Below are 17,957 nucleotides of genomic sequence, written 5' to 3'. Positions count from 1 at the left end.
GGGCAGGATGGCTCATATCGTCCTCGACAAGGCGAGCGTCGAGCTCGCCGTCTACAATTCCCGCGGCCGGGCCCTGAAGAGCGAGATCCTGCGGCGCACGGTGGGCGGCGGCCTGCAGAACGACCGCGACAGCAGCATCCAGGTGATCAAGGCGCTGAACGCGGTCAGCTTCGAAGCGCGCGACGGCGACCGGATCGGTCTCGTCGGCGGCAACGGCGCCGGCAAGACGACGCTCCTGCGGGTGCTCAGCCGAGTCTATCCGCCGACCTCGGGCACCGCCACCATCGAGGGGCGCATCTCATCCCTGATCGACCTGTCCATGGGCATGGATACGGACGCCACGGGCTACGACAATATCGAGATGCGCAGCATCATGCTGGGGCTCAGCCACAAGCAGGCCCAGGCGATCGTGCCCGACGTGGAGGAGTTCAGCCAGCTCGGCGAGTTCCTGTCCCTTCCGATCCGCACCTATTCCAGCGGCATGATGCTGAGGCTCGCCTTCGCCGTCAGCACGGCGGTTCACCCCGACATCCTGATCCTCGACGAAGTGATCGGCGTCGGTGACGCTGCCTTTGCCGAGCGTGCCGAGCAGCGCCTGCACGGCATGATCCAGAAGGCCAGCATCATGTTCCTCGCCTCCCACGACAACGCCTCGATCAAGCGCTTCTGCAACCGCACGCTCTGGATGAAGGGTGGCACGCTGATGATGGACGGAGCTCCGGAGGAGGTGCTGGCGGCTTATGCGGCGGATAACGCATAGGGTGCGCCGTGCCCTCGCGTGAAGAGGACGCGAGAGCACCGAAGATGCTTCATTGCGCTCTGCGACGAGCGGCGTCAGGCGCTTGGCTGCTTGCGGAGCGGGTCTGCGACCAAGCCCTTGCTGACAGATCGCGATTGCCCTCGGCTGGCCTGGGCGGACCGCCGACTGGCAAGTGAGAGCGAACTGACTCGAGCAGTTGCCGTCCGGCCCCCATCCTCCATGGCGCCGCCGGCTATGAATCCCTGCCCCGCTGATTGAGGCCCCGCAGAAGGAAGTCGTCGTGTGTCCAGGCCCGGCATAGGCGGAGCCGTTCCATTGATAGCCTTTCTGATGCTGGATACTTGGCTCGCGACGGACGAGACACCCCTCTCCGGTTGCATCCGCCTCCGTAACATCCCGAGGTGAATGGCGTGGTCACGACCGCGCCCGAACTGGCGATGTCACAGGGAGACGAGACATCCGGCCTCGCCTTGCATTCCCTTAATGCCTGTCGGGCCATGTATCCTGGATGCACCGGACGCCCTCCGAACCCGCCGTGCTCCGAGGACGCTCCACGCAATCGCTGATCGTAAGTCCGGCCCCGCTCGCTCTCTTGCCTAGCCCTGGCGGAGGTTCTAGGAGCGTAGAATGACGAGGGAGCCGGTCAGCTTGCCGTTTTTCTTTGGAAGATATTCATGACGAAACGCGCATTCATAACCGGAGTGTTGGGGCAGGATGGTGCATATCTGGCCCGGCTCCTCCTGGAAAAAGGCTATGAGGTATCAGGGCTCGTGCGTCGTTCCAGCACCGCGGACGTCAACGATGTGCGCCTCAAGTGGCTGGGGATCGCCAATCATGTTCGTCTGATTGACGGCGATCTCCTCGATCTGTCGGGCCTCATCCGGACGTTGCGCGATGTCGGCCCCGCCGAGGTATACAACCTGGCTGCGCAGTCCTTCGTGCGTTCGTCTTGGCAGCAGCCGCTTCTCACCGGTCAGGTGACGGCGATCGGTGTCAATAACATCCTCGAGGCCGTACGTCTGACATGCCCGGAGGCGCGGTTCTACCAAGCTTCGTCATCGGAGATGTACGGGCTGATCCAAGAGGACATGCAATCCGAAACGACGCCGTTCTATCCTCGCTCGCCCTACGCTGTTGCAAAGCTTTACGGCCATTGGATTACGGTCAACTACCGCGAAAGCTTCGGGCTCCACGCATCGAGCGGCATTCTCTTCAACCATGAGTCTCCGCTGCGCGGCATTGAGTTCGTTACCCGCAAGGTCACCGACGGCGTGGCCCGTATCAAGCTCGGTCTCGCGAGTGAACTCAGGCTCGGCAACATCGATGCGAAGCGGGACTGGGGCCACTCGCGCGACTACGTCGAGGCCATGTGGCTGATGCTTCAGCAGGATATTGCCGACGATTATGTCGTGGCGACGGGACGCACAACGACCGTGCGGGACATGTGCAAGATCGCGTTCGAGCATGTCGGTGTGTCGATGGACAGGCATTTGGTGATCGATCCGCAATTATTCCGACCGGCTGAGGTCGATGTGTTGCTGGGAAATCCCGCCAAGGCGAAGGCCAAGCTTGGATGGAAGGCGACGACGACATTGGAAGAAATGATCGTCGAGATGGTGGACGCCGATCTCAAGCGTCTGGGCTGATCGGCGTCGATCTCTCATCAGCTACGGAGAGCGGCTCCATGTCCCCTGCATTCAGACCTTGGCGAATCGCCGTTACGGGATTGACGGGCTTCGTCGGCACGCATTTCCGGCGGCACATGTCTGAGCTTGGCCGGCCGGAGATCAAGGTCGTGCCGCTGGCCGTGGACGGCGATCGGACTGTTGACATCCGTGATGCGCGACAGGTCGCAGAAGCGATAATCGCATCTCACCCTGACGTCGTGCTGCACTTGGCGGCGATAGCGCTGCCGGCCTCGGCGAAGGCCGATCCGGGGACGGCCTGGGACGTCAACGTGATTGGTACGCTCAATATCGCTCAGGCGATGAAGTCCGGGGCGCCGCATGCACGACTGATCTATGTAGGCAGCTCTGAAGCCTACGGCAGCAGCTTTATGGACAGTGCTGAGCCCTTGCCCGAGCGTGCAGCTCTAGTGCCGCGCTCTGCTTATGGCTCAACCAAAGCGTCCGCCGACTTGATGATCGGTCAGATGGCGATGGACGGACTTAACGCGGTGCGGTTTCGCCCCTTCAACCATACGGGGCCTGGCCAGACCTCCGACTACGTTGTCCCCGCATTCGCCCGTCAGATCGCGATGATCGAACGCGGCCTTCAGCCCCCTGTCATGCAAGTGGGCAACCTGGAGGCGGAGCGCGACTTCCTGGACGTGCGCGATGTTGTTGCTGCCTACGCGCTAGCAGCGCTTCCCGAGACCGAGATGCCCGCCGGCGCGGTGATGAACCTTTCGACGGGATCGCCGTTGCGGATTGACGAGATCCTCTCGTCTCTCTTGACACTGGCCAAACTGCCCATCGCCACTGAGGTTGACCCGCTTCGCCTGCGTCCGACTGATATCAAACGCGCCTCAGGCTCCCCAAATTTTGCGAAATCCATGCTTGGCTGGGAACCGCGGATCCCGATCAAGACCGCGATTGCGGACGTGCTCGAGTTTTGGCGGAGTTCGAAGAATTGACATGCGATGCCGCTGATGAGCATCCTCTGACATGCGGTCGATGTTTTTTATGAAATCTATAATGGTGCTGGAGTAACAACGACGCTTAAGAGGCGCGAGAAAGATAGTTGCATCAGCTTTGGCTGCCGTTGATTTAAGATCTGTCGCTGATTGACGCTCTCTGATGTTATGTTTTTCAGGCGGATCGGGCTGCCGATGGGACCCAAAGGCGTCCGCCCGAATTTCGACAATGACCCGTCGACGTCGTCGAGGATCGTCCAGGGCGCAGATGAGCAGGTGCTGCCCGTTCGGCCACTATCTCTCGCCGTTTGCAAGACTTGAATTTAGCCAGCCCGGCCGCGCTGCGTCACCAACTGTTGTCTGCGCGGAACGGCAAAATTCGAATTATGTCTATGCGCTGATCCTGTTTAACCGCTATCTAGATTAGCTCCCAAGATCGGCGTCAGGCTTCAATCTCGCCGCAAGACCAAAGTGATGAGCGGATCGTAAATGGCCGATTTTCCCCCGGGCAGACTTTTGATGGCGATCCCGTCGATAAACGGCGGTCCGCTTTTGGCGCATATGCTCCCCACATTGCGTGTGCCGGGCGACTGCGTGATCGTGCTCGATCAGGGGAGCAGCGACGACACTGCCTCGATCTGTGCGAAGAATGGTGTCGAGCTGGTTCAACTCGGCCGGCCTCATACCTATACCGAAGCCTCAAATATCGGCGCACGAATCGCGCGGGAGCGTGGCGTCGATTACGTTTGCATTTCGAATAATGACATCGCTTTCAAGACGGATGTCCTGCGTCAGATGCTCGTCGAGATGGACGAAGATCCGCGCCTGGGAATCGTCGCTCCGTCGCAGATCATCGTGGACAAGACCCTCGATGCGCAGGCTCTTTCATATCGGGTTTGCTGGAATCTTGAGGCCGTAGAGTTTTTTCATGACACGATCGGATCGGTTGATCCGGTTCAGCGCCTTGAGGCCGATTTCTGTGAATTGACCTGTGCTCTGGTCAGACTGTCGGCGATCGACGAGATCGGGTTTCTGGACGACGAGTATGGGTTCTATCACGAGGATGCGGATTTCGGGTTCAGGCTCCAAGCTGCCGGGTACAGCTGCGCTTATCTTCCGACTGCGCAGATCGAGCATTTCTCCAGCTCGACGTTCAACCGGGAGCCAAATCAGAGAAAGGCGGAATATATTGCAAAGAACAGACTGTATTTTGCTTGCAAGCATCTTGGGCTGCGAATAAATTACGACCGGTCTTCCCCGCTGGATAGTACTGACGATCAGCTCGCGGCCACGCTTGGTGCCTACATCGAAAGCTACGGCTTGCTCGACCCGTCCGCGCCGGAACTGGTTATGGGCAATCCGGGCCCGCATCGCTCGGACTATCTTCTGACTACTTTCAGCGGGGCGTCGCTGCCGGGACACTGGGTCAAATATATAGACCAATACACGGCGATCATGGCCTCGTCGCGATGGACTCAGGCGCTCATGGAGAAGGCCGGGTTCGATCGGGTGTTTCACCTGCCGGTCGGAGTCGAAACCGACATCTTTCATCCTTGGGGCCAAGTCCGACCTCGCGGCCAGGGCAGGCTTTATCTCATGGTCGTGGATGGCGGCCAAGTTACCGGCATCGCTGCCGCACTGACGGCTTGGCGCCGCTTTCGAGCGAACGGACGTGATGCCAAGCTCATCATGCTTGGCCCCCGTCTTCACGACTGCATCGGGGGTGTGCCGAACTCGAGCTATCGCGATGGCAAATTCGATATCTCGTATTTCAAGGACGACAATATTGAGATCTACGAAACCCTTAACATGATCGATAGCCAAGTCCTGGCGACGTTCTACCGAACGGCTGATTATTCATTGTTCGTGACGTCGGACCCGGTATCCACCATCCCAATCCTGGAATCTCTGGCTTGCGGCACGCCTTGCCTTTTTGGGGCTTATGGAGCGGCTGCCGAGCTCGCGCATGAGCATGCGCTGACGTTTGCCGACGCTGGGCCGGGCTCCGTGTCCGCGTCTGTGTTTTCGCCCGGACTGGATGATCTTCTTAGATGCCTCGACAAAAGCTTCATGCTTGACGCCGGCAGTTATCAACAGCTTCGGCGCAGCGGGCTCAGTTTTGTCTGCTCGACGTATACGATGCGCCATACGGTTATGGCGCTGTACAATGCCCTAAGCACTTTGCAGACGCGCGATCCACGTGAGAAGCTCGACATCCTACGGCGTCGACAGCGCACCAGCGTGCAGGCCATCGGTTGGCAGAGGGACGTTGCCGCTGCTTCCCCGGGCGTCACACAGAAAGTCGGTGCCGTGTTAGCGCGGCGTACGATTACCCTTGGGCGGCTGATTCAGCAGTTCGGGCGGACCTGGCAGGACAGTGGGCTCCGGGTTGCGACGCGCACGATCACAGCCGAACTGCAACTTTTTACCAAGCACCGGTCCCGCCTGCTCGTACGCTCTGCGAGCAAAATAATCCGATCGGCGAGGTTTGCTATCAGGGGCAAGCTAGGAGCCTCCCGGGCAAAGCGCAGGCGGATCGAGAATGCAGCACTGCTAGTCGGCTATATCGACGCCGACCTTGGGCTCGGACAATCCCTACGGGGACTTGCGTTGGCGCTGTCCGGAACCGACGTCCGCTTCGGCATATATCCATTCACGGCTGGGGTGGAAGGGCGTCGCTCCAAGCCTTACATGCGCGAACGCTACGATCGCGAACACGTCTATGCCGTCAACGTCATCGAAGTCGCGACCAATGAGCTGCGGACTGTCTTCGAGAACGTTACAAACGCGCATTATGCCAATAGCTACAATATTTTGAGAACCTACTGGGAACTCAGCCGCGCGCCCGACGAGTGGCGCGGGCTTCTCGGACGCGTCGACGAGATCTGGGCTCCCAACAGCTTCGTCGCCGACAGCTTCCGGCACATTTTTGAAGGGCCCATCACCATCGTTCCACCCTGCGTCAAGGTTCCGGAGGTCGCCATCGATGGACGGATGCACTTCAAGCTGGATAACGGACGCTACTATTTCGTGTTCTCATTCGATTATTTCTCGTTTCCTCAGCGTAAGAACCCCCTCGCCGTGGTGCGGGCCTTCCGGCAAGCGTTCCCGGACCTTGCGACCCCCGTCGGTCTCATCGTCAAGTCCACCGGCGCAGTTGGTCATTTCCCGAAGGTCAAGCAAGAGCTTCAGGATGCAACGCGGCAAGATGGCCGGATCGAGATCATGGATACGACGCTCGATCGCACTGAAATGCTCGCCCTATTGAAGGCCGCGGACTGCTATGTGTCTCTGCACCGGGCGGAAGGTTTCGGATTGGGAATGGCAGAGGCCATGGCATTCGGAAAACCCGTGATCGCGACCGGCTATTCGGGTAACGCTGAGTTCGTCACGCCTGAGACAGCTTATCCGATACCCTACAAACTGCGGACAGTGCCGCCGGACGGTTATGTCTATCCGAAAGGGCAGGTATGGGCCGAGCCGGACGAGTTCGCCTGCGCGGCGGCGATGCTTCGCGCCTTCGGCGACAGGGCGGAAGCTGCTGAGCGAGCCCGGGCTGGACAAGACTTTATCGAGCGTCGGTTCGGCCCGGAGAACGTCGGCCGGATCGCTGCAGACAGGCTCAACGCAATATTTGCACAGCTTGCAGTCCGGCCAACCCCATGATTGTGCCGGCCAAGCGATCATAAGGACGGCGAGATCGGCAACGGCGGTACGGTCGCGTCGGTCCTGTCCGACCGACTCTGGCAGCCTGATCGTCCCTGACCTTGCCCCCTGGTTTGCCCTCGTTCTTAAGCTAGGGTCCGTCGATGAGGAGACGGACGATGAAGAAGAGCCGGTTCAGCGAAGAGCAGATCATCGGCATCCTGAAGGAGCAGCAAGCCGGGCTGCCGGTGGCCGAGATCTGCCGCCGCCACGGCATCAGCGACGCGACGTTCTACACGTGGCGCTCACGCTACGGCGGCATGGAGGTCTCGGACGCTCGTCGCCTGAAGTCGCTCGACGAGGAGAACCGCAAGCTCAAGAAGCTCCTGGCCGAGGCGATGCTCGACGTGGCGACGCTGCGCGAGGCTTTGGGAAAAAACTGCTGACGCCCGGCGCACGGAGAACAGCCGTGAGCTGGGCCATCGAGGAGAAGAGCTATTCCCAGCGTCGAGCCTGCGGGCTGATCGGCCTGGAGCCGAAGACGTACCGCTACGCCTCGACCCGTGGTGACGATGCGGCTGTGCGGGTACGCCTGTGCAGCCTGGCCGGCGAGCGCCGTCGCTTCGGTTACCGGCGCCTGCTCATCCTGTTGCGGCGGGAGGGCCTCACGCTGAACCACAAGAAGCTATTCCGCCTCTACCGGGAGGAACGTCTGTCGGTGCGAAGGCGCGGTGGGCGCAAACGAGCCCTTGGCACGCGGGCTCCCGCCGCCGTGCCGCAGGAGCCGAACCAGCGCTGGAGCCTCGACTTCATCTCCGACACGTTCGACGATGGACGGCGCTTCCGCATTCTGGTCGTGGTCGACGACTGCACGCGGGAGTGTCTCGCGCTGGTGGTCGACACGTCGCTGTCCGGCCAGCGCGTCGCGCGCGAACTCGACCGGATCATCGCAGGCCGGGGCAAGCCGCTGATGATCGTCTCGGACAACGGCACCGAGTTGACCTCGCACGCCATCCTACGTTGGCAGGAAGAGCGTGCGGTCGAGTGGCATTACATTGCGCCCGGCAAGCCGCAGCAGAACGGTTTTGTCGAGAGCTTGAATGGGCGCTTGCGCGACGAGTGTTTGAACGAGCATCTGTTCCGGAGCCTGCCGGCGGCCCGGACCCTCATCGAGGCGTGGCGGGTGGACTACAACACCTGCCGCCCTCACACGAGCCTCGGCGGGCTCACCCCGAACGCGTTTGCAACCCGGTCCAAACAGGACCAGAACCAGAACGGACTCTGGTTATGAACGGGGGCAAACAGGGGGCAAGGTCATCCCGGCCAAGCCGGTGATATTGGTTGTCTTCGGGGACCTGCATCATGCCCAGGTATACGACCGCCGGGGAGGGCCGATTCTCAACGGCGTATCCCGGTCCTGATCATCGAGAGAAGACGGCGAAGACGGGTGCGCGGTCGTGATTGCGGCGAGGCTGGAGGCCCGCCCGAGGAGACGCCAGGGGCGGGAAAGTAAACGTTGGGCACGTCGGCATGCGCGCGAGCGAGGGCGAAAAGGTCCTCACTGCTCTGGTCCGGTCTAGAGGCGGCCAAAGCGCCGATCGTCGTCGTTATCAAGCCCCGGCGACGCGTCTCGACCGCGAAGAGGCGCTCGATCGCATGAGCGATCGTACCGTCCAACTGTCCTTCCTCCGCCTCGAAAACACTTGGCAAAGCCGGATCCGCGAGCGCGGCGAGGGCCGGTTTCCGAAACCAGAACATGGAGCCGGCCGCAAAGAACGCGTCGTCCAGATCGGCATCGACGAGTTCATGGCCCAGGATACTCATTACTGTGGCCATCGGCTCGGCGTTGACGAAGACCCACGGGCGAACGCTCAGCGAGAAGCCATCGGGAGCGACGAGGCCAATACGACGATCGGCGCGCATTCGCGCCACGAGATTCGATACGCCGCCTTCGGGCGGCAGTAGCGTGTCGTACAACTGAGCCCGCCACGCGCTGCCATCGGTCCGCTGGGGCGACTTTTTCGTATGGAGCTTCAAGCCGATATCGAAGTCACCGATGTCGGCGAGCGCCCGCAGAAAAGGCAAGATGTCCCGGCCACGATTCTCGACCGGCAACACGTCCATGGCCTGCAAGAAAGATGTGGCAGGCCGGCGTAGTTCCGCCGCCTGCGTCGATGTCGTTACGACGAGGCGGAACGGGACATCCATGCGCTCGGCCAGTCGTTCGGCGAACTCGTTCCAGATATCCGGATAATGCACGTGAGCGAGAACGACCACCGGAGCGGATCGTGGAATTGGAGGGGTGACGGCATGCATAGCTTCGTTCCGATGTGGACTCGGTCACGGCATTCGATGCCGTAAGGCCCCTCTTGACGCGAGCCGGACTTTGCCGTCAATCACCACCCACGCGGGCAGCCATTGAGACGACTGCGCTTCCGGAGGGTGGGGGATGTTCCGGTGACGCGGCCGGTGGAGCCTCCTCGCCGGCCAGTTCGTACAGGTTTCTCCCCATGGCTTTGCCGACGCGCCTGACCGCCATCAGTGGTCTTGGGTTTCGCTCCCGTGCCTATGCTGTCCATGTCTATCAGAAGATCGCCACGCTCACGATCGGGGCCGTCTTCGTATCACCGATGGGGCAAAAGCTACGGAGACGGGTCGCCCGTTTCAGCGCGCCGGCACCTCGGCCGGATGTCCGGACGGCCCTTGTCGCGCACCTGTTTTATCTCGACCTTCTGCCGGAGCTTCTCGCATGTCGCGCGATGCTGCCCAATGGCGCTACGTTGCACTTGACGGTTCCGACTGATCGGGTCGAGGAGGCACAGCGGCTCGTTCAAGACGTGTCCGCGGTGGTCATGCACCCCTGCGACAACCGCGGCCGCGACATCGCGCCTTTCGTCGCTCTGCTCAATACCGGGGCATTTGACGGCTACGATGCCGTCCTGAAACTCCATACCAAGCGCAGTCCCCACCTGCTGGACGGTGAGATCCGGCGCAAGCTCCTCTTCATGCGGTTGGCGGGCGAGCGGAACGCCACGTGGCGGACGCTGGCAGCGTTCGCGCAGCCCGATACCGGCATCGTCGGCTGGAAGGCGTGTTATCGCGAAGCGCCACCCTATTGGATGAGCAACGAGCCGCGTGTGCGAGCGATCGCGGCAAGAATGAATGCGCCGGAGGACGCGGTCCGGCTGGGCTTTTTCGAAGGCTCGATGTTCTGGTTTCGACCCGCCGCGCTGGCTCGGCTGCGGCAGCTCCGGCTGACGGCCGAGGATTTCGAGCCGGAGGAGCGGCAGCTTGACGGGACGCTCCATCATGCACTCGAGCGAGCCTTCACCATCGCGGCTCGCTCTGATGGCTTCACGGTGCGAGGGCTCGACGGGCGGGTTCTGACCTGACGCGCTGTTCACCGCTCAACGATGCGGTCGAACCTGCGGGTTGACGCGGCAATCTGGGTGCGAGGCGTCGACTACCCGCGCCGGTTAGAGCCGTGCCCGCTCAGCTTGGATCATAGGCATCGTATCCAGCGGCGGTGAGATAGTTGCGGCACTCGTTCGGCCGGAAGGCGGAGAAAGCCTCTCGAATGGCGATGGTCAGGTCGTCGGCGGTTCGCGCTGCGGCGGTCCGAAGGAGGGCTTTGACCTTGGCAAAGACTTGCTCGATGGGATTGAAATCGGGTGAGTAGGGCGGGAGGTAGAGCACCCGTGCACCGACCGCCTCGATGGCTTCGCGCACCCCGGCGACCNTGTGGGCGTTCAGATTGTCGAGGATGACGGTGTCGCCGGCCCTGAGCACAGGAGCCAGGGTGTCGGTGACGTAGGCACGGAAGCGCATGCCATTGGTTGCTCCATCGAAGACGCTCCTGGCGATCAGTCCCGTGGCCCGCAGGGCGGCGGTGATGGTGGTGGTCTTGTAATGCCCATGCGGCACGGCGATCCGACAGCGTTCGCCGCGGGGAGCACGACCATAGCGGCGGGCCATCTTCGTCGTGGCGGCCGTCTCGTCGAGGAAGACCAGGCGATCCGGATCGAGGTCGGGTTGGCGCTCGAACCAGTCCTCGTGTGCGGCCTTCACATCCGGCCGCTCCTGCTCGGCCGCGTGGACAGCCCCTTTTTACGGGTGATGCGGTGCCGGGCGAAGAAGCGTGACAGGCTGCTCGTGCTCGCTTGGACACCGCGTTCCGAGAGAACGTCACGGAGCTCGCGCAGGAAGGATTGCGGGTGTTCTTCGTTGGCCCGAAGGATCAGGGCGGCCTGCGCTTCCAGGCGCTGCGAGTTGCGGTCGCCGCCCATGGGCTTGGGCGCGATCCGCCCTTCTTGCCGAAAGCAGTCGTGCCAGCGGATCGCGCTGGCCGCTCCGACACCGAAGCGTTTGGCTGCCTGACGCCGCGATGTGCCCGCTTCAATCGCGGCGACCACACGCTCGCGCAGATCGACCGATAGAGCTGAAGGCATGGTGATCCTCCCTCATAAGCCTGTCCAGTGAATCACAACCGGTCCAAATCGCCTACCCCCAACGATTCAAACCGCCAGGGCACGGCTCTAGTGCAGTGACGCGGACTGATGATTCACGCGGGTCGTGAAGCGTGCGAGTCTGGGCCATGGCTCAGACTGTCTGTGTACTCCTCGATGACGCCACGATGTCCCAGTTGGCCGGGATCGCGGGTGACCGCTCCCGTCCCCTCAAGCACATCCTGCGCGCCCGGATCGTCCTGCTTTCAGGCAAGCGCCTGACCGTGCAAGAGGTGGCTCGGCAAGCCGGCGTCAGTCGGCCCGCGGTCTGGCGCTGGCAGCAGCGCTTTGCCGAGGAGGGCGTCGAGGGCCTGCTACGCGACAAGACCCGCCCACCCGGCACGCCGCCGCATTCCACGCGGACGGTGGCGGAGGTGCTCGCACTGACCTGTTCGGAGCCGCCGGACGAGGTCACCCACTGGACCGGGCGCGCCCTGGCCAAGCGCGTCGGGATCTCCTTGCGCGCCGTGCAACGGATCTGGGAAGCGCACCGCCTGCAGCCGCACCGGGTGCGCACGTTCAAGCGTTCGCACGACCCCGCCTTCGCTGCAAAGGTCGAGGATGTGGTGGGTCTCTACATGGACCCGCCCGCCCATGCCGTCGTGCTGTCCATCGACGAGAAGAGCCAGATCCAGGCCCTGGAGCGCACGCGCCCCGACCGGCCCCTCGGACCCGGGCATCCGGCCTCGCAGACGCACGACTATACCCGCCACGGCACCACGACGCTGTTTGCCGCCCTTGACGTCCTGCACGGCACGGTGCTCGGCCGCTGCATGCAGCGCCATCGCCACGGTGAGTTCATCCGTTTCCTCAACGCCGTCGAGGCCGCGGTCCCTGCGGGCAAGGTGATCCACGTGGTGCTCGACAACTACGGAAGCCACAAGCACCCGAAGGTGCGCGCCTGGCTCGCCCGCCATCCGCGCTGGACCTTCCACTTCACCCCGACCTCGGCCTCATGGCTCAATGCGGTCGAAGGCTTCTTTTCCACGCTCACGCGCCGCCGCCTGCAACGGGGCACCTTCACCGGTGTCGTCGATCTTCAGGCTGCCATCAAACGCTACATCGCCGAGCACAACAGCAGCGCCCGCCCCTTCGTCTGGACCAAACCCGCAGCAGCAATCTTCAACGCCCTCAATCGTGCCACTGAACCATCCGTCTGAGTCAGTGCACTAGCTTCCTGAGGTATGTCGGCCGGAGCGCGTATCCCGATTGTAGTGCCGTCATTGTGACAAAGCATCGGGACTTCACGCAACGGGCCGAGGCCTCGCGATATAGTCAAGCTGCCGGTCTGGCGCTGTTATGTGCAGAACTTCTACCTCATAATCAAGATTATCGAATAATGCGTGTAAATCCTCGATTTTTGATCCATGAAGAGCGGCAAGATCCCGCTCCCACTCAAATAGAATAATGGGGCGACACCGTGCTATTGTCTGCTTCGCGCCTTTTAATACATTAAGATCTGAGCCCTGTGTATCGACTTTAATCAGCCTGACATTATCAAGCTCAAGAGCGTCCAGCGCGATCGCATCGATCTGCTTCTCGCCAGGGGCCGCGATTTCGAATGACAAGGCAGCGGCGTTCTCAACTCTATCGTATCTGGGATGGCCGTCTCGGATCGAAACCTCGACCTCCTGGTGGTCCTGTGGCGCCAACCGCATCGCAGAACTGCGATCATAGAGTGCAACATTATGGGTCGTGACGTTCAACCGTTCATTGAGGGCCAGATTGCCGCATAGAACTTGAAAGATGCCTTTCTGCGGCTCAAAGGCATGCACCGCTGAGAAGCAACGCGACATCGTTATTGTATGGATTCCAATATAGGCACCGGCATCCACAGCGATCCCGTCTAGCTTTGCGGCTGCCTCAATAGCCTTACGGACATGAGGCTCCCACTCTTCTCCATCTATAATCCGCCGTCCGATATGATCGTGCTGGCGCACTAAAAGACGATCTCCGGAAGAGCTCTTTGCGACGATCAAACCCTTGTCATCGGGGTGCGATGCCACCTGTGCCTGCACATCACGGATTGCCTGTTCGAGCTGTCCGTGACGCCGATCAAAGCCGTCCGTCGCTGAATAGAATTCCCTCATCAGGGATGACATGCGTTCGGTGAGGGTGCCGCGTTCCTCCTCAAGGCCTGCGAGGCGCTGGGCGATCGCGTAGGAATCCTTTCGTAAGCCACCCATCTGAGACGCTACTGTTGCGGCTAGCCGCTCCTGCCAGGTCTTCCCGAATTCGGCGGCGGCTGCGCTGCTGCCCGCACCGGCCGACGCATCGAGAGCATTGGCGGCGACAAGCGCATCGAATTTGGCGTTGATCTCAGCGTTGATCCGTGTCGCGGCACCGCGGAAATAGGGGGCGATGAGCCACCACACGATACGGCGCAGTGGATTGGTCGCCCACCCTGTGGCCGATCTAGATCGACCAAATTGCGCAAGGTTGCCAAGATCCATCTCAATTCCCCAGTTGACTTTTGAAGAGCGTCATGCCTGCCAATCAGATCAAGCTCGAAAACGAACGGCCGGTCTTCAAGTCCGCGATGGTATTCTCGATGCCCGTGGCCAGCGAGACGCGCGGTGACCAATCGAGAACACGCCTGACGCGTTCGATGCACAGCACATTAATCGGCACATCGATCGAACGTGAGGGCGTGCGCATCACTGCGACGGGATGACCTAAGACACGCTCGATCGTCTCAATCGCGTCATTGAGGCTCGCGCTACTCCCCGTACCGATATTGAATACGAAATCATCGGATCGAGGCACGCAGGCGAGTTCTGCCAAGCAGGATGCCAGATCTGCAATGTGGATGAAGTCCCGCACGACCCGACCGTCGCCCCAGATTACGATCTCTTCCCCATCCAACGCACGATGCAGGAAGGTCGTGATCGCTCCAAGCCCACGTTCAACGTTCTGCCCAGCGCCATAAGGATTGGCGATCCGGGCGATCCTGCAATCCAGATCATGCATGGCGCGATACAGGCTCAGATAGATCTCGGCAGAGACTTTGCCCGCGCCGTAGGCGGTGATCGGTCTGAGTACAGTGTCCTCCATGATGGGCGTGTTCAAGACTTTTCCGTAGACGGTCCCTCCAGACGAGGTAAACACGACACGACCGCCGCCCCGGCGCCTCAGAGCATCCAGCAGCCCTATCGTGGCGGAAACGTTCATTAGAAGGTCGCCAACCGGATTAGCATTGGCACTGGCCGGTATCGAACTCCACGCATAGTAGTGAACGACATCCACGTCCTCCACCAGACTATCCCAATCCGCGGATGCCAGCTCGAACCGTACTTTAGCGATGCGACCGGCGATGTCGGGTGGAAACTCGAAGCTCGGAAGCGAACGGTTGGCGATGGTCACCCGCTGCCCGCGCCGGGCCAGAAGAATCGCCACGTGGCGGCCGATGAATCCGTCGCCGCCCAAAATCAGATGATGCCGCTGCTCGGTCGGCTCGCCAACCTCAGCCAAAGCGCAACCTCACCGATAGATTGTGCTTGAGAAACAGAAGCAGAGGAAGCTTCGGATCATTCTGCAGGTTCCATGGGCGCATATGATCCTTAAAGGCGCTTTCCAGCTTGTCCAGATGACGATCAAACGACAGGTCGCTCATGACCAGACGGCGGCCGGCACGTCCCATCTTGGCGAGGTCGATGTGGCCGGCCGCGACATCCGACATGGCTTTGGCCAGATCGTCGACGGTACGCTCGATCTTGATGCAGTGGACGCCGTCCACCAGCCGTTCACTCGTTCCGCAATTGCGCGTGATGATGGGCGGTGCGCCACAGCCAGAGGCACATAGAGGCGCGAAGGGAAAGGGATCTCGCTCCCAGGTTGGGCATAAAAACGCGTCATAGTCCGCGTAACTTCTTAGCAAGTCGGCGTACGGCAACTGACCGCGGAAGCGAACACGGTCTTGCAGATGCAGCCTTTTCACCTTGTCAATATAATGCGGTATATCACCTTCGCCGAAGAGATCGACCGAGAAGTCTACGCCGGCATCGTGCAATCGAGCGCTGGCTTCAAGGATCAGGTCGGTACCTTTGTTCGGCCCAATGGAACTCGCTGCCACGAATCGCGCTTTTCCTTCGCGGAGGTAAGTCCCATGAGGGACCGAACTCGATAGATCCGCCCAGCCGGCCACAATATCTACGCCCTGCGAAAAAGTAATGCCCGACAATGTTTCAATTTCATTGAGGAGATTTTGGCTGACGGACTGGACGAGTGCTTTTTCGTAAATGTTGCTGCCCTGGCCATTGAACAGACCCCTGACGTCTTCAGGAACATTCGTAGCGATATCGACCGGGATCCGGTCGCCAAGCCAAATCGCCCATGGGACATCAAGATAGTTTAGAAGATCGAGCATTGCGAGGCCGCCAATTCCTATTATATTCCAGACCGAGACGATGTCGGGCCGAAAATCTGTTACCGCATCCAATAATTGCAATGTATTGGCATACGAGGAACAGACGGCGTTATGGAGATCTCGCGCTTCGTAAGTTGAGTTTGATGTATGAGGGATGTACCAATGCAAGTCTAGGCGTCGGTGAACCCAGCCCGCCGTCTGCGTTTTTTCAGGCAGGTGGGACCAGGTTGTCAGAACTCGAACGTCGTGGCCGCGTTTCTGCAATGCCTCTGCTGCTTGGGCGCAAGAAATCTCGTAGCCGCCAAGAACGACCGGCGGATAGAGGTTAGTCAGAAACAGAATGCGCAAGACCGTTCCTCTAGTTTTTCTTCTCAGCGATGATGCGCTTGTAGAACTTAGATAGCCTGTGCCCGATTGTATCGAAGCCATGGTTTTCTAGCACATGGGCACGTGCGAGTTCGCCTGCATTGGGGCCGGGCCAGGATCCCGCTGCAATTGCCTGCAAAATGGAAGCGAGGTCCTCCTGGTTGGCAAACACACGTCCGAATCGTGGATCCGGCACAAGTTCTGGAAGCGATCCAGCATCGGACACCAGCACCGGGAGACCAAACGACATCGCTTCCAGGGTAGTTAGGCCCATCAACTCCGGCTTCGCGATCTCGTTTCCATAGATATCGCGCGCAGTCGAGGCTTGCACAAACACGCCGCTGGCATCGTACAGATCCAGCAATGCATCGTCATCGGCATCAAGGATGAAGCGAACATTCTTTCCTTCAGCCATTTTACAAAGTAATTCATAGTATGGCTGATGATAGGCGCGGCCTACGATCGTCAGCGAAAGGGCGTCGGGCAACGCGGCGACGACCCGATCGATACCTTTGTGCGGCAAGATTCGGCTGACGCAAATGAGATTGCGTGTGTTGCGGCCCGTCTTGGCCGGGCCGGATTGGAAACGATCGGTATCGACAGGCCCGATCAGAATCTCATGGGGGCCCGTGAAGTAGGACCCCAGCAAATTATGGGCGTACTGCGAGATCGAAACGACGCCATCGAGCAGTTCGATGCAGCGTCCGCGGAGCATCTGCCTATCCTCGCCGCCGCCGAGGTCCGTGCCGATGGTGGGGATCCCTAATGAGCGAACGATGGCCGTGCTGTAAGCGCCAAACAAGGTGAGGCATTGATGGATATGAACCAGATCGAACCCGGCGAGCTCGCGCCACAAAGCGCCGGAGAACGCGTTGGTCATGCCAGGATGCGACGATTCATTGCGCAGCACACGGATCGGTATGCCGTCTCGTAGAAAAAACTGATCGTCCTTGCCCATGGAAAAAAGGACTTGGTCGAATCCGCCCGCAGACTGCAGTGACTGCATAATGTAGTCTACGTAACGCTCCCCGCCGCCAACATATGAATTTGGAGAAAAATAGGCGGGGTTTAAGTGAGCAATGCGGAGCTTTTGTTTGGTTAGCATTGCGCTCACAAGATTACATATTCAGCAGAGATCAATCGATTAAGCCCGTAAAAGCCGTCCAGCTGGAAGCCTATAAAATCAAAATTTACCTCTTATAAAGATTGGATAGGTGGGTTATTCTGCTAGTTTGGTCGTGGAACGATTTTCAGTTGCCGAGGCTTAGCCCGTGGGTAGTGATGGGTCAAGCTGGACCCTTCCAGAATCGCTGCTGCCATAATATGAAGTTGTGAGCCTGCGGGGCCATCAGGACCGGCCGTGACACCGATCTTTGACTGCTACCTCGAACGCGCGCTTCATGCGGGCGCTGCCAGTGAGACTGCAGCCCAAAACCTTGGCCCATGGTGCGTCTTGCCACTCGGTCGTGACAACCGTGCCATCTAACCGTGGGATCGGTGGCAGGGCGGTGGACGGTATGCGGCTGCGACCCGCACCGGTCAATCCTGGCGCGAAGGGCGCCCATTGGAGATGTAGGTGGTGCATTGTGCCGACGGCAGCCGAAGATGAGGAGGCTTCCTGCAGGAAAGGATGCATTCGCTGACCCGCCTCCGCTCCCATCCGGGGAGGAACGCGGCGAG

Annotated in this window: 13 protein-coding genes; 7 read left to right on the top strand and 6 right to left on the bottom strand. The window is 60.4% G+C overall.

The features are described from left to right. Positions 1–7: 7 nt before the first annotated feature. The 5 genes from A3OM_RS0108890 to A3OM_RS0108865 all read left to right on the top strand — a co-directional run bounded on the left by A3OM_RS0108890 (position 8) and on the right by A3OM_RS0108865 (position 8,331). Positions 8–760 (top strand): ABC transporter ATP-binding protein, encoded by a 753-nt coding sequence (locus A3OM_RS0108890; RefSeq protein WP_018043395.1) that lies wholly within the window; start codon positions 8–10, stop codon positions 758–760. Positions 761–1,434: 674 nt separating this feature from the next. Then, entirely contained in the window at positions 1,435–2,406 is a 972-nt protein-coding gene (locus A3OM_RS0108885; RefSeq protein WP_018043394.1) for a GDP-mannose 4,6-dehydratase, read from the top strand. Between the two features lie 38 nt (positions 2,407–2,444). Next, positions 2,445–3,395, top strand: a complete 951-nt coding sequence (locus A3OM_RS0108880; RefSeq protein ID WP_026175863.1) for a GDP-mannose 4,6-dehydratase — start codon at positions 2,445–2,447, stop codon at positions 3,393–3,395. Between the two features lie 489 nt (positions 3,396–3,884). After that, positions 3,885–7,061 carry a glycosyltransferase gene (locus A3OM_RS24745; RefSeq protein ID WP_018043392.1) on the top strand — a complete coding sequence of 1,059 codons (3,177 nt, stop codon included), beginning with the start codon at positions 3,885–3,887 and terminating at the stop codon, positions 7,059–7,061. A gap of 158 nt (positions 7,062–7,219) precedes the next feature. Further along, a protein-coding gene (locus tag A3OM_RS0108865; protein ID WP_085984217.1) for an IS3 family transposase occupies positions 7,220–8,331 on the top strand; the annotation gives its coding sequence in 2 pieces (ribosomal slippage) (positions 7,220–7,469 and positions 7,469–8,331; 1,113 coding nt in all). 107 nt (positions 8,332–8,438) lie between these two features. Here A3OM_RS0108865 and A3OM_RS23710 read toward each other — a convergent pair. Further along, positions 8,439–9,356, bottom strand: coding sequence for a rhamnan synthesis F family protein (locus A3OM_RS23710; RefSeq protein ID WP_081612650.1), 918 nt, complete (start codon positions 9,354–9,356; stop codon positions 8,439–8,441). A gap of 194 nt (positions 9,357–9,550) precedes the next feature. Between A3OM_RS23710 and A3OM_RS23705 the strand changes: the two genes are divergently transcribed. Further along, positions 9,551–10,432, top strand: a complete 882-nt coding sequence (locus A3OM_RS23705; RefSeq protein WP_018043388.1) for a rhamnan synthesis F family protein — start codon at positions 9,551–9,553, stop codon at positions 10,430–10,432. Between the two features lie 100 nt (positions 10,433–10,532). Here A3OM_RS23705 and A3OM_RS25175 read toward each other — a convergent pair. Then, a protein-coding gene (locus tag A3OM_RS25175) for an IS630 family transposase (RefSeq protein ID WP_085984216.1) occupies positions 10,533–11,488 on the bottom strand; the annotation gives its coding sequence in 2 pieces (ribosomal slippage) (positions 10,533–11,137 and positions 11,137–11,488; 957 coding nt in all). A gap of 146 nt (positions 11,489–11,634) precedes the next feature. On the opposite strand from A3OM_RS25175, the gene A3OM_RS0108840 reads away from it, so the two are divergent. Beyond that, entirely contained in the window at positions 11,635–12,705 is a 1,071-nt protein-coding gene (locus A3OM_RS0108840) for an IS630 family transposase (RefSeq protein WP_026175861.1), read from the top strand. Positions 12,706–12,789: 84 nt separating this feature from the next. Here the strand turns inward: A3OM_RS0108840 and A3OM_RS0108835 are convergent, their stop codons facing one another. The 4 genes from A3OM_RS0108835 to A3OM_RS0108820 are packed head-to-tail and all read right to left on the bottom strand — an operon-like array spanning position 12,790 to position 17,382. Further along, entirely contained in the window at positions 12,790–13,998 is a 1,209-nt protein-coding gene (locus A3OM_RS0108835; protein WP_081612649.1) for an FkbM family methyltransferase, read from the bottom strand. Positions 13,999–14,041: 43 nt separating this feature from the next. Continuing rightward, a complete protein-coding gene (locus A3OM_RS0108830; protein ID WP_018043383.1) occupies positions 14,042–15,016 on the bottom strand; it encodes an NAD-dependent epimerase/dehydratase family protein in 975 nt (324 codons plus the stop codon). Next, a complete protein-coding gene (locus tag A3OM_RS25170; protein WP_198290815.1) occupies positions 15,009–16,259 on the bottom strand; it encodes a glycosyltransferase family 4 protein in 1,251 nt (416 codons plus the stop codon). The genes A3OM_RS0108830 and A3OM_RS25170 overlap by 8 nt, the downstream gene beginning before the upstream one ends. A gap of 10 nt (positions 16,260–16,269) precedes the next feature. Further along, on the bottom strand, positions 16,270–17,382 hold the full coding sequence (locus A3OM_RS0108820; RefSeq protein WP_081612647.1) for a glycosyltransferase family 4 protein: 1,113 nt from the start codon (positions 17,380–17,382) through the stop codon (positions 16,270–16,272). Positions 17,383–17,957 lie beyond the last annotated feature (575 nt).

Source organism: Methylobacterium sp. 88A (genome assembly GCF_000376345.1).
Classification (GTDB): Bacteria; Pseudomonadota; Alphaproteobacteria; order Rhizobiales; family Beijerinckiaceae; genus Methylobacterium; species Methylobacterium bullatum.
Note: the sequence above shows the minus strand (reverse complement) of the source record. Positions and strands in the feature narration are given on the sequence as shown.